Here is a 13,752-nt window from a genome sequence, read left to right on the forward strand (position 1 = left end):
GAGGCTTTAAACCACAATTATTTAATTAACAATTAATAATTAATAATTCGGTAAGCATTCAGTAGTTAGCTATCAACTTCATTACCTTTAAAAACGAACAGGCAAGATATCTATATCTACAAATTTAGTCACAGCAAGAATTTAACTTCTAACTTCAGCTATAAGTGGGGTGGGTATCCTGCCTGCCCAAAACCTGCCCAAAACTATAACGAACAGATAAGATGTGTATTCTACAATGCCGAGAACAAATTTATCTAAATTTACGTCAAGTAAACTACATAGAAATCTAAATATTTAACTTGTCTAGATTATATCACCGTAAAACTATGATTTTCTCTCGGTTTAATTCCCTCAATAACTGTTTATTAGGTACTGCAACTGTAGCAGCAATTGTTATTACTATCCCCACTGTAGTCACTGCAAAAACTGCCCAACAAGTAGCAGAAATTGCTACACCAATCACAGTACAAATTAATAGTAATTTAGGTGATGGTTCAGGAGTAATTATTGCCAAAGATGGTAATATTTATACAGTAGTAACTGTTAATCATGTTGTTCAAGATTCTAGTATTAAATATAGTGTCAGAACCAATCAAGAAAAAGACTATCAAGTAATTGAAGTTGTCAATTTACAAACAACTGATGAAGAACCAGATTTAGCAATAGTTAAATTTGAAAGTTCTGATACTTATCCAGTAGCAACTTTAGGTAATTCTGAACAATCAGTTATTGGTTCCCAAATATATGTTTTTGGTTATCCTGCCACTGGTGGTTTATTTGGTACAGATAGAGCACCAGAACTATCTCCAGGATTAGTAACCAGTCGCCCTAAAACTCGCCCAGCAGGTTATACTTTACGTTATCAAGCTGTTACTTGGAGTGGCATGAGTGGGGGTCCGGTTTTTGATACAGATGGTCGTGTTATTGGTATTCATGGGCAAGGAGAATTTGGCTTTGCTCAAACTAATTCTGGGGATGTAGCACCAATTAAAACAGGGTTTAATGCAGCAGTTCCTATTAATAGTTTTATTAGAAAGTTATCTGCTGCTGGTATTAATCCTTCAGACTTAATTTTAGATGATACTCCTACAGCTAGCTCTCCTCTTTCAACAATTAATCCTCAAAGTTCTGAAGCTTTATATTTTAAGGGTATAACTTATTTAGATCAGGGAGATGCTTGGGAAGCGATCGCTAATTTTAATCGTGCTTTAGAAAAGGAACCTAACAGTCCAGAAATATATTTTAATTTGGGTATTGCTCGGAGTTTATTAGTTAATCCTCACGAACCAATAACTAGAGGTCCAAATCCGATTAAAGATTATACTAAAGCTATTGAACTTAATCCAGGCTATGCTGATGCTTATTATAATCGTGCTAATGCTTATTATCAAAATAGTCTGACTTATCAAAAAATGGAAGATCAGAAAAAGGCTAATCAAGAACTTCTGAAGGCAATAAAAGATTTGCAAAAAGCAGCAGAACTTTATCAGCAAGGTGGTAGACTTAAAGCTTACCAAGAGACCCTAGATTTAATTCAAAAGTTCCGGGATTTCTTATTAGTCTAATTTTGTCAGTTCCTTAATTTGATGTTGATGCTTGGTTTTAAGAGATTTAATAGTTCCTTGAAGCTGAGTTTCATAGTTTTGTTTTAATTCTTGAATTTTTTGCTGAAGCTGATTATGATGTTGATAAGTCATAGATTTCATGGTTTCTAACATAGATTCTTGATGAATTGCTTCTAATTCTTTTATTTTATTTCGGAGCTGATGTTGATGCTTTGCTTCTAAATATTTAATAGTTTCTGCCAACTTTTGTTCATGTTCATTCTGTAAGTTAGTAATTTCTTGTTGATGCTTTTCTCGGAAAGATTTGGTAAAATCTTGAATTTTTTGCTGATGAATTGCTTCTAACTCTTGGAATTTTTTGTGGTATTCTACTTGCCAAAATTGATTATTTTCTTGGATTTTCTGTTGGTAATTTCTTTCTAAAGAAGTTATTTGAATAGAATATTTATTTGTCAATTTTTCTATAGTTTTTTGTGCTTTAGATTCAGATGATGCTAATTTTTGAAGATATTCAATTTCTAATGATTTAATCTGCTGATTTAGTTGATTTTCTAATTGAGCTTTCTCTCTCCTATGTTTCTGATTATCTGCTAGTTTTATTTGTTTATAATCTTCTTCTAATTGTTTAATTTTATCTTGATATTCTGTATGTAATAATTGAATTTCTTGTTGTTTTTCTTTCTCAATTTCATCTATTTTTTCCTGATCTGCTCGTAACCGTCTTTCATAATTTTTACTTTGTTTTTTTAACCGCTTTTCCAATAACCAATAAGCACAACCGATACCTGCTAGACAACTAATAATTGTACTGAATATCAATGATGTTATGACCATAATTTTGACTATTTCCTTATTTTGCTTGCGAGTACCTATAAATGACACTATTGTATAAGTAAATTATTTAAAATATAATAATAGCATGGTCTATGCTATGTATAATAGACATCTCCAGAAAAGAGGAAAGATGAAGTAGGGAGTAGGGAACCCACCCCTAACCCCTCCCAGGAGGGGAAAGAATTGACGGTTTCTGGGTATTGAGATTGATTTAATTTTTTATTTTTAGAGATGTACAATGAACAGTAGATATTCCTAATTTAATCAATGATAATGCAAGACAAATCAGAATATTTAGAATTTATTCATGCCCACGTTTTGATTTCTGGAAAAGTTCAAGGAGTTGGCTATCGCTTTTCTACATCACAAACAGCAGTCAGTTTAGGTATCAATGGTTGGGTAAAAAATTTACCTGATGGTAGAGTAGAAGCTGTTTTTGAGGGTAGAGAGGAAGTTGTGAAAAAGATGATTAACTGGTGTTACGGAGGTCCTAAGTCTGCTGTGGTTCAGGATGTTTTAGTTAAGTATGAGCAACTTGAAGGTATTGAAGGTTTTGAAATTCATCGTATACTCTGAAAAATATTCTCAGAAACTAAAGCAAAACTACAAACATTGTGAGGCTCGTAGAACGGCTTTATACTTATAGAACCCATTTGGGATCTATTTAGGGTTTGCGCTCAAAAGTCTTATAGGTGAGGGTAGGAGTCAGGAGACAGGAGACAGGAGACAGGAGGAGTAAGGAATTTAGAGAAGTTATCCCTCAATTTCTCTGCCCAAATCTTGCTGTTAATACTAACTTTTTGAGGCTTTTCAACTCAAATAAGCCCACTTTTTCCAGACTTAAAAATGCCTAATGCTTTATTTGTCAACACTTTCATTCTTTTGAGCGCAAACCCTATTTAAAATATAGATGGGCAGTGGGGGAGATGGCAAGATGGTGAAACAATGGGGCATTTTTCTACTCTCGATCTCCTGAATTCTGACTTCTGAGTCCTTTAGCTAAAAACTCCGTGATCAACCCAACTTCTCAGCCTTAAAACTGCACTTAAATATTCAGCAATAATATATGCCAATTATTTGAAGTGCTAGGAAGGGCTAAAGCCCAACTACAAACATTGTAGGGGCTGGTTTAGCTGAAATCTTTGAAAAATAGAAATTTTGTTGATTAAATTCACCCCTACTAAATGTTGATATCATTAATTTGAAAAACAAACCATCTGTGTTTGGTTTCCTGAAAGTCAAGTCAACCTAAGCAATTTCATCAATTTCAGTTCTGCGATAAAACTACCTTCCGCTACGCGAACGCACAAACCGCTCTAACCTTGCCATCCCCTTTTCTATAGTTGCTAAGTCAGTGGCATAAGATATCCGAATATGATCGTCTGCTCCGAAAGCAATACCAGGAATAACTGCCACATTTTCCTCTGCCAATAAAGTTTGACAAAACTCTAGAGAACTATTACTAATCTTACTAATATTGACAAACATATAAAAAGCTCCCTCTGGTTGAGTACAGGAAAGACCAGGTATACTATTAAGTAACTGATAAATTACCTCTCGCCGTTGAGCAAAAGCTTGACGCATTTTCTCAACACAGTCTTGAGATGACTCCAATGCAGCGATCGCTCCATACTGAGCAAAAGTACAAACATTGGAGGTACTATGACTTTGAATTTTCACTGTGGCATTAATCAATTCTACAGGTGCTGCCAAATATCCTATCCGCCAACCAGTCATTGAATAAGCTTTAGCAAAACCATTACTAATAATAGTATTTTTAAATATATCTGAGCTAACCGCACCAATACTCAGATGTTGAATATCATCATAAATAATCTTTTCATAAATCTCGTCTGAGACTACTAAAATATCTTTCTCTACTATTACTTCTGCTAATGCTTTAATTTCTGCTGGTTGATAAACCATCCCAGTTGGATTAGATGGTGAATTAAGGACAAATAATTTTGTTTTATCCGTAATAGCTTGACTGAGTTGCTCCGGTGTAACTTTATAACCAGTTTCAGCACCAGTGGTTAAAATTATTGGTTCTCCACCTGCCAGTTTAACCATATCAGGATAACTCAACCAATAGGGCGCTGGAATAATAACCTCATCCCCTGGTTCAATTAATGCCAACATTAGGTTAAATAGGGAGTGTTTACCCCCATTCGTAACAATAATATTTTCTGCTTTGTAGTTTAGGCCATTTTCCCTAGAGAGCTTATGAGCGATCGCTTCTCTCAGTTGAGGTTCTCCTGCTGCTGGGCCATATTTAGTCTTACCTGCCTCTAGTGCCTTTTGAGCTGCTGCTTTAATGTGTTCTGGGGTATCAAAATCAGGTTCCCCGGCACTAAAACTACAGACATCTATTCCTTCAGCTTTCATTGCTTTTGCTTTAGCTGAGATGGCCAAAGTTAGGGAAGGTGATACTTTGTCAACTCTTGCTGCCAATTTCATTTTTTATCTGTATTAGGTGATTAAGTTTTCCATTTTAGGTTGGACAATAATTTGGTTCAACCTAGACTCTTAGGAAATATTGACATTCAAAGTAATAAATTTAGTAGCAGATGTAGCGGATGTGTATTTTGGAGTAGTGGACCAACACATATTATTCTATGTACTTGACTTGTGTTGCTACTTTTTCCTGCCCTTTGGAATGCTGCACAAACTGAATGCTAGACAACATATTTACGAAGCAAAAACCAACCTACTAGACCGAAACATTGCGATATTTTGTGAAATATTAAGTCGCCATTACTAGGGCAGACATTTTCACTTATCTCAAGTTTAGTCCCTACTGCGAATGTAGGGGGGAATGGCCATTCCTCCCTACTTTCCCTTCCTGCTCCGAGGAGGGGAGCAGGGCTGTTTCAAAGTATCGTAAGCTAATGATTTAGGGAGATAGGGGGATGGGGGGCTCACGAAATCAACCGAAATTTGCTAGTTTTTCAGCTTCTTTAGTGATGAAAATTTGACTTTTTTAGTCTAGTTCAATAACTCCAATCAACTCGAATGACTAACAATTCGTTAATTTACCTTCGAGTATGGATGAATAAATTTGGCTTAGAACCCGACTATTGGCTCAAAAATTCTCCCCATCTCCCCATCTCCCTCTCTGTTTTTCACAAGAATGAAACAGCCCTGCCTCCTCGGAGGGGTTGGGGGTGGGTTGACTTCTGACTTGCGTGTAGCACTATAAATGCTCTGGTATTACAAACTGAATTACACCCCACTGACCATTGGTTAACCATAAAGGGTCTTGTTCAGTTAATATTTCGATTTGATCGGGTTCTAACCCCGTTGCTACTTCTGACTTCAAGGTACGCAAAGCGACAAATGGTGTGGGAAAATAATTAGCAATATCTGACAAAGGCGTAGTAAATAACCAGTGGCGATCGCCGAGAATGCGTCGATAGTTAGCATCTCCTTGAATCAAAACTAAACTAGCTTTAGCTAACTCCTCCCTTAAAGACTCTGGCATTTCCCAAAAAGCTACAGGAGCATTCCAAAAAAAATCATCTCGGCAAATTAAACGACCAGAAGCAATATATTCTTGTAAGCGGGTTGCCAATATTCGGACATTTTCTGACATATCATTAGCTAACTTTTCTAGAGTGTAAAAGACATCCTGACTCATCGCATCAGACACAAAAGTTGGGTGTGCTTTTAAATGTAGATAAACAGTATTGGCAGTCTGAGTAGATAAAAGGAAGTCTATCAGAAAAAAATCACAAACTAATTCAAAACTTGCGTTATCTATAATTAGATCGATGCGTTCTCCGTGAATACTATTTAAATAGTTGAGTATATCGTAGGTATCATCGATTAAAATGTGAGTTTGTTGTTGGTGAAGGTCTCTATTAGTATTATCTCCTCCTACAAGTGGCCATAAACTGAGATCGACTTGATTACCCCATAAAGCAGTTTGAAGCAGAGTAGTTATAGAGGTTTGATAACTCTGTTGTTCTGGTAAACCAGTGTTTAAATCAGTAAAGCGATTGCTAATTGCTTGGATAGCATCCATTGATTTTTCTAAACTAGAGCGTTTTTGATAGCCAAATGGATCTATACCTTGCCAAATTCCAGGTACAAAATAATCAGTTGCTTCTAGTAAGCGTCGGAAGAAATAAGCTTCAGCAAAATAAAATGGTAAATCAAACCAACTTTTTCCCTCAAAAGGTTTTAGATAAGATTCCCAAGCAACTAAATCTGGCCCTTGAATCTCTGCTAAGGGTCGCACCCATCCTTCAAATAAGTCTGCTACTAAAGATTCTAATTCTTGCACAATAGCTGGAGGAAAATCATTGTCTTTGATGACTCGTTCGATGACACCTGGTAGCCGACAAACTATTGTATAATTGGCAAATGTATTTTCTACTGAAGGCATTACTGGAGAAGGTAGTAAGAAGTCAGAGGTTTGAAATTCATTCATATATTTACGAATAAAAAAATAAGATCAGTTTTACAAATATTGCTATATTCAATTTTTTTAGTGGGTATTAGTGCGACACACCTAAAATGTTGCCAAGCATAGGGAAAGGTTCCGGATTAAGTTAATGGTGTGACAAATTATTCATACCGTTTCACGGAAGTCAAAAGCGAGTGTGTAATTCTGAGGTCTCCTACGGGGCGCCTACTGTGCGGAAGTAATTCCGCACACAGCCCCTCCAGAATGTAAGACACACTCAAGACAGTCAAAAGCAAAAAGCTAAAAGTTATATTTTATCGGCTCAAAACTCTGACGTTAAAGTAATTTCAGGAAATAATTTCACATTTAATAGTTTGAAATTATTTGTGACATCTTTAAAGTAAATTGGTATCATATCAAATCCGGTAGCATCGGTATAAAAAAATGTTCCATCTTCAGCTATTACCAAATCTTTCTAGCTCTCCCCATCTCCCCACACTCTTTATCTAATTACACCAATACTAGCGGATTTGATATCAGATCAACACGCCCCTACACCAATAATAATTATGCACATTCGATTTTCTGTGTCAGTCTAGTAGGAAATATCAACATACAGTAATAAGTTAAAATAATTTATGATTTCTCTTCATTAATAGATAATGGATAATTAGCTCTGGTTAAAACCGTAAGGGAATTGAATATAAAGAAATAAAATCATTTTTCTCAATCCTATTATTTTAAGGAGAGGTAATTATTAATTGTTAATTATTAATTATTGAACTATTCTCTGCTTACTCAAATCCAAAAATTGTCTTGAGAGCCAATTTTCAAATTGCTATTATTAATTATAATGACGAAAAATATAGATTTAAAATCATCTTTTTTCTAAAGATGCTAGTTTTTCTAAATTTGACATAACTTGCTCGGCTAACTTAATCATTCTTGTAGTAATAGCTGGTAAATTATCAATATTATCATCATAATCTGCTTGGTTACGATTGAATCTTAAACGAGATAAATCTTTGCCTATTCTTTGCTTGAGTAAATCAGAACTATGTCGGAATTGATTAATTACAAATTGATGAGTCTGTTGTACAGGAATAGTTATACCTTGACAATCGCGCAAATAATTTCTTGCCAAAATAAAAGCCGCGTAATAACCGCGACTAATAGCAGAGCGTAACCGAGCTTCTTCGTTAGCACTCATCAAAGCTTTTCCAGCTAGTTGTTTGGCTAAAGCTAAATATTCGGAACAATTAAAACTCATCCTAAATGAATCTCCAATTTATGTTGGGCTTCTCTACAAATATACAGTGACCAATATTCATCAAGTTCCCAAAGTTTTTCTACTGCTTCATGGCATTCAATTTTGGTAAAAATTATGATGAATAGTTCTTCGTCATTTTCAGTTGCACCAGGGTCTATATAAACTTCTAAACCTAAGAGATCGTCTGGAAAATATTGATGGATTTTTTCTGGTGCTGTTAATAGTATTGGTATAATAAAAGGATATTTATTCAGAAACTGCAAAATTGCTTCTGGTTCTTTAAAATAATAAATTTGCTGTAATTTATTTATATCGAAATAAGAAATTTCAGTGATACTTAAATCACAGATTTGTTGGTTCGTCATTATGATATTTATCGTTGAATATATTAATTATACCAAGTACGAAAAAAGAATGCTTTACTTAGATAAAACTTGAATTATTAAGTAATTAACAGAGGTGGAATGAGATTTTTAATAATTAGCACACCAGGATTGTATTAATTATTCTTATGTTTACTTCTCCCACACTCCCATACTCCCCAGTTCCCCTACTTTCCTAATCAAGTAAAGTATAACAAACATTGATCATGCTTGGTATTATATAGCAGTGATTCAGGCTAGGAAATCCCTTTTTTCCCTTTTCCATTTCAACCCAATTTTATTTTCCTAATAATAAAACATACTGTTATAGAACAATTCTCATACTGGTAAAGTACAAAATTATAGGTTTACGGGAACAGACATTAGAAAAGAAGAAAAAAAACTGTACCTCACGAACTTGAGAAACCCTAGATTAAATAAATTAGTAAGTTAATAATATCTTAAACTTTGATCGGCTAAGTATTTACTCATGGTGTTACAATCCTCTCATTAATGTGATGTGTTCTGAATATTCTCTGGATTGTTTTTTTCTAGTTTTGCTAGACGTTTTTCTAGGTTTACTACTCTTATGAATAAGGCAAGGGTGAGAATTTTTGCTAATAATTTTTCACGTCTATTCGATGTAGTGGTAAAAAAATTGTCAAATCAGGGAAGTAGATATGAAGAAACTAATGGCCACCAGTCTCAACAGCAGCTCAAAATTATCAAGCTACGAAAATATCACAAAGAATACAAAGACAAGACAAGATAACTACTCGCAGAATTGGCAGTTCAAGAATTGATAATTGATAATGAATAATTGATAATTACCTCTTCCTTTTAGGGAGAGGATTGAGGCGGTAGGGAAAATTTTTTCTCTCTTGGTCGATTGGATATGGCGTTTCGGCTGTCGCCGACATGAAAAGTGTAGCGGCTCTGCAAGAGCGGGAAACCTCGCCATCCCATCCTATGGACTGCTCCGCAAACGACCGCTTGTTTTTCCTTTAAAGGAGAGGCTTTATACCTTAATTTTTCGGTAATTAAGTCGAAGTTAGCTTTGGTAATGGAGATGAGAAAGCCTTTTATGATGATGAGGTAGAGATTGTTGGGTAAAACTTTCTATTCTTGCCATTCATTTCTACTTTCTGTAGAAGAAAATAGTATAAGCGATCGCTTATACCGAACTAGAAATCACGAAATTCAAATGCCACAATATAACTTATAACTCTACGGGACAATAAAAATGAAAAATTAAAAACAACCGCAAAAGCTAAAACCACCAATAAATCAAAAACTTTTCTACACTTTCTTGAGTAGGGGAGTGCGGAGGAATAAAAACATAATTTTAAATACCTGCTTATATCAGGTTTTGCTTGCTCAACCCAACCTACTACTTATGTACTGCAAAATGGGGAATATATAGAGTCAGAATTCAGTATTCATTTCCTTAATTTGCCATTTGTCTAAGCAATTGATTTTGTATTCTCAGTAGTTTATCATCTAATTTCTCACCTCGCCTTTTATTATACTCACTAACCTCTTTAGAAACTCCGTAAATTCTACAGTTGATATATTGACGTCGAAGAAGGCTGATATCTCCAGAACTCCAACAAGAATAAGCATCTAATGGATTATGAAATATAGTTTTTTTATTTATCAAAGAAAGTTGATAAAAACATATCTGTACATCTTTATCACACCCAACAAAATTAAGGTTAAAACAACGTTCACCATCACGACTACAACGAATATGTGGTCCTACATCATATCCCTGTTGAACAGCAAGATAAGGTCTACCTTGATTATCTTGAACAAGCCTTTCTTGACCGACAGCTTTTTGTACTGAACCTAGACTCATACCTACAAAACTAATTAATCCTAATCCAGCCATTAGTAGATGTTTTATTTTCATTTTTATTAGCCTATAGAGAAAAAAACTATACTATTTTTATTAATTACAAATTTCTAATTTTTAACCTAAAATACTTCTCAAAAATATGTAAATAATTCTCGGATATTTCTGGTTATATCAGAATAATTATTTAACAGGAAGCAACTTAAATTTTTTGTTACTAACTAAATTTTTTCAATCCTAACTCAACATATTTTTGAGTGTAAACTAATAAAAGTTAGTAATAATGTTAGACTTTTACTAGCAAAGCTTTCAAATAAGGACACTCTACTAATGCCCAAAAAAGAAACCTTCTCGGAAGCAGCTTTAAACTGGGATTTAGAAACCCTTTACAAAGACCTTGCTTCTGCTAAAGGTAAACATCTTACACCTACGGAAAAGTTACATTTACGAGGTTTACTTTGTGAATATAGTCCTGATGAAATTGCGGATAAATTAGGTAAAAGTGCTAAAGGTGTGGGTGTCGATCTCTGTAATACTCTCTACAGATATGTGAAAATTCTTGTGGAACCAAATAATGGAAAAGTTGATAATTGGAGAAATATTTGTGAATGGTTAGAAACTGCGGGATATAAAAGCGATTTACCTCTAGAAGCACAGTCAGATGATTATTTGTCAGCAAAAATTTTAATTAAAAAAGCTAATGTCAAACTTGAGAAAAATCAAATAATAGTTGATGTAAATCTCCGTATAGTTGCCACATCTCCCACAGAAATTTCCACAATAAAAGTTGAAGATGAAGAAGAATAGGATTTTGAAAAGCTTTTTACCTAAGAAAAGTTGGGATAGTGGCGATCGCCTACCTTCTTCTAGTAGCGCGTCTACGTTGAAAATGTGAGTTAAAAAACCTAACCCCCCAATCCCCTTCCTATCCCCCCTGCCACCCTTTGAAAGCTATGCTTTATAAACATCTTTCTTAACATAAAATTTGACACGCATAGACAAGTTATGTATTTGCTATTCAATGCAGATTTCAGGAGAGTAAACCTATTTAATTAGAGGTTTTTCTCCCCCCACCTCCCCATCTCCCCATCCCCCCATCTCCCTATCAGAAAAGAGTTTTAGGAGTTCCTTATAAGGGATAGCTTTGAAAGGGGGGGTAGGGAAGGGGGAGAAAATTTCTCCCCTCTCCTCCTAGGAGATGGGTTGAGGTAGAGGTCTTTAGAATTACTTAAACTTACCCAAAATTGACGAGCTAGTACCTTACTAAATATCCAGATCGGTAATCTTCAATTTCGGTCCGTAAGTCTCAATAAACTCACGCCTCGGCGCTACCCGATCGCCCATCAACACGGTAAATATTCGATCTGCCTCCGCAGCATCTTCAATTTCTACCCGCTTCAATGTCCGAGTGTCAGGGTTCATCGTTGTATCCCACAACTGCTGTGGCATCATTTCACCCAAACCCTTAAATCGTTGGATAGTATAGTTAGCATTACCAGGAAACTCATTTTGAATCAATTGACTAAGTTCGCGATCGCTATAACAATAGTAATGATTGCGGCCACGTTCCACTTTATACAATGGGGGGCAAGCAATATAGATATAACCCTGATCTACTAACGCCCGTTGGTATCGGTAGAAAAATGTTAATAGTAACGTGCGGATGTGGGCACCATCAACATCAGCATCAGTCATAATAATTACCTTATGATAGCGCAGTTGAGAAACATCAAACTCATCTCCTTTGATACCCAAACCCAAAGCTGTAATCATTGATTGAATTTCATTATTTTTGTAGATTTTGGCATCGTCGGTTTTCTCAATGTTGATAATTTTACCCCGCAATGGCAATATAGCTTGAAAACGGCGATCGCGACCTTGTTTAGCACTACCGCCCGCACTATCCCCCTCTACCAGATATATCTCCGACTCTTCAGGATTTTTTGTACTACAGTCAGCCAACTTTCCTGGTAATGGAGAAGATTCTAAAACTGATTTTCTCCTCACTAAATCCCTTGCTCGACGAGCTGCTTCTGCTGCTTTAAAAGCTTGAATAGCCTTTTCCAAAACTGCATCAGCAATTTGAGGATTAAAATCTAAATATTCACTTAAAACCTCTCCCACCAAAGAATCAACAATACCCCTCACCTCAGTATTGCCCAACTTAGTCTTAGTTTGACCTTCAAATTCTGGTTCGGGAACCTTGACAGAAATAACAGCAGTCAAACCTTCCCGGACATTTTCACCACCCAAATTTGCATCACCATCTTTAAGTTTATTCCGCTTCCGAGCAATACCGTTCATTGTTCTGGTTAAAACAGTTTTCAACCCCTCTAAATGAGTACCACCATCAACAGTCCGAATATTATTGGCAAAACCCAGAACATTATCACTAAAAGCATCCACACACCATTGCAAAGCTACTTCCACTTGCACATCATTCTTTTCCCCCTGAACAAAAATCACCTCTTCATGCAAAGGCTGTTTTTCCCGGTTCATATAGGTGACATATTCCTTAATCCCACCCTCATAACAATAAGATTCTACTCGCGGTTCATCACTTTTAAGTAACTCCAGACGGCGATCTGTGATTGTAATCTTGACACCTGCATTCAAATATGCTAATTCTCGCAGACGACCAACTATGGTATTGTAGTCAAATTCAATACCCGTAGTGAAAATTTCCTCATCTGGCAAAAACTGTACTGATGTACCTGTCCGCTTTTCTTTATTCGTTTTAGATTTTAAGTCTCCAGTAGCCTTGCCACGCTCATAACCTTGAATATGTGTCTTTTTATCCCGCCAGACTGTTACCTCTACCCACTCTGACAAGGCATTGACCACGGAAACCCCCACACCGTGTAATCCTCCAGAAACTTTATAGCCTCCTCCACCAAATTTACCTCCAGCGTGAAGAACAGTCATAACCGTTTCCAAAGCAGACTTACCTGTTTTAGAATGGGTATCGACTGGAATCCCCCGGCCATCGTCTGTGACTTTGACAGAACCATCTTCATTCAGGTCAACTTCGATGTGGGTGCAATAACCAGCCAGCGCCTCATCGATGGAGTTATCAACAACTTCGTAGATTAGATGATGAAGTCCACGAGGCCCCGTGGAACCAATGTACATTCCCGGTCGCTTGCGTACTGCTTCGAGACCTTCCAGAACTTGGATTTGTTCAGCGCCGTAATTGTTGCTGGCCATAGCAATATATCTCCCAATAATGGCTTTAATACTAACTTTCGTCAATAAATGAAATTTTTCTCATAAATTATAGCATAAAAGCCTTTAAAGCGACTCTAGGGTATTTTGAGGAGAAATTTATTTAGGGTATGTAGATAGTATTTGTAAGTCAAGAGTTATAAATTAGGAGTCATAAGTCAGAAGTTCCAAGGTTTTCCGTTAAAATTTATGAAATTAAATTCCCAGCACGGACTAAGTTTAAGAGGCGTGAT

General features: G+C 35.8%; 11 protein-coding genes. 4 read left to right on the top strand and 7 right to left on the bottom strand.

The window, feature by feature from the left end; genetic code table 11:
* Positions 1–326 precede the first annotated feature (326 nt).
* Positions 327–1,565: a trypsin-like peptidase domain-containing protein gene (locus tag ACP6PL_RS20805; RefSeq protein WP_426547184.1), complete on the top strand. Its 1,239-nt coding sequence runs from the start codon at positions 327–329 to the stop codon at positions 1,563–1,565.
* Here the strand turns inward: ACP6PL_RS20805 and ACP6PL_RS20810 are convergent.
* Positions 1,557–2,399, bottom strand: a complete 843-nt coding sequence (locus ACP6PL_RS20810) for a coiled-coil domain-containing protein (protein WP_426547185.1) — start codon at positions 2,397–2,399, stop codon at positions 1,557–1,559. The genes ACP6PL_RS20805 and ACP6PL_RS20810 overlap by 9 nt on opposite strands.
* Before the next feature lie 273 nt (positions 2,400–2,672).
* On the opposite strand from ACP6PL_RS20810, the gene ACP6PL_RS20815 reads away from it, so the two are divergent.
* Positions 2,673–2,975, top strand: coding sequence for an acylphosphatase (locus ACP6PL_RS20815; RefSeq protein WP_426547186.1), 303 nt, complete (start codon positions 2,673–2,675; stop codon positions 2,973–2,975).
* A gap of 708 nt (positions 2,976–3,683) precedes the next feature.
* On the opposite strand, the gene ACP6PL_RS20820 is transcribed toward ACP6PL_RS20815, so the two are convergent.
* The 4 genes from ACP6PL_RS20820 to ACP6PL_RS20835 form a co-directional block, all read right to left on the bottom strand.
* On the bottom strand, positions 3,684–4,856 hold the full coding sequence (locus tag ACP6PL_RS20820; protein ID WP_426547187.1) for a pyridoxal phosphate-dependent aminotransferase: 1,173 nt from the start codon (positions 4,854–4,856) through the stop codon (positions 3,684–3,686).
* 736 nt (positions 4,857–5,592) lie between these two features.
* Complete coding sequence (locus tag ACP6PL_RS20825; protein ID WP_426547188.1) at positions 5,593–6,831, bottom strand: damage-control phosphatase ARMT1 family protein; 1,239 nt, start codon at positions 6,829–6,831, stop codon at positions 5,593–5,595.
* Positions 6,832–7,684: 853 nt separating this feature from the next.
* Positions 7,685–8,077 (bottom strand): hypothetical protein, encoded by a 393-nt coding sequence (locus ACP6PL_RS20830; protein ID WP_426547189.1) that lies wholly within the window; start codon positions 8,075–8,077, stop codon positions 7,685–7,687.
* Positions 8,074–8,442 (bottom strand): hypothetical protein, encoded by a 369-nt coding sequence (locus ACP6PL_RS20835; RefSeq protein WP_426547190.1) that lies wholly within the window; start codon positions 8,440–8,442, stop codon positions 8,074–8,076. Before ACP6PL_RS20835 ends, ACP6PL_RS20830 begins: the two co-directional genes overlap by 4 nt.
* A gap of 586 nt (positions 8,443–9,028) precedes the next feature.
* Between ACP6PL_RS20835 and ACP6PL_RS20840 the strand changes: the two genes are divergently transcribed.
* Positions 9,029–9,211: a hypothetical protein gene (locus tag ACP6PL_RS20840; protein WP_426547191.1), complete on the top strand. Its 183-nt coding sequence runs from the start codon at positions 9,029–9,031 to the stop codon at positions 9,209–9,211.
* Positions 9,212–9,886: 675 nt separating this feature from the next.
* On the opposite strand, the gene ACP6PL_RS20845 is transcribed toward ACP6PL_RS20840, so the two are convergent.
* Complete coding sequence (locus ACP6PL_RS20845) at positions 9,887–10,351, bottom strand: hypothetical protein (protein ID WP_426547192.1); 465 nt, start codon at positions 10,349–10,351, stop codon at positions 9,887–9,889.
* Between the two features lie 273 nt (positions 10,352–10,624).
* On the opposite strand from ACP6PL_RS20845, the gene ACP6PL_RS20850 reads away from it, so the two are divergent.
* Entirely contained in the window at positions 10,625–11,101 is a 477-nt protein-coding gene (locus ACP6PL_RS20850; RefSeq protein ID WP_426547193.1) for a helix-turn-helix domain-containing protein, read from the top strand.
* 456 nt (positions 11,102–11,557) lie between these two features.
* Here the strand turns inward: ACP6PL_RS20850 and gyrB are convergent, their stop codons facing one another.
* Positions 11,558–13,501 carry a DNA topoisomerase (ATP-hydrolyzing) subunit B gene (gyrB, locus tag ACP6PL_RS20855; RefSeq protein WP_426547194.1) on the bottom strand — a complete coding sequence of 648 codons (1,944 nt, stop codon included), beginning with the start codon at positions 13,499–13,501 and terminating at the stop codon, positions 11,558–11,560.
* Positions 13,502–13,752 lie beyond the last annotated feature (251 nt).

Source organism: Dapis purpurea BLCC-M126 (genome assembly GCF_050015975.1).
In the GTDB taxonomy this organism is placed as follows: domain Bacteria; phylum Cyanobacteriota; class Cyanobacteriia; order Cyanobacteriales; family Microcoleaceae; genus Trichodesmium.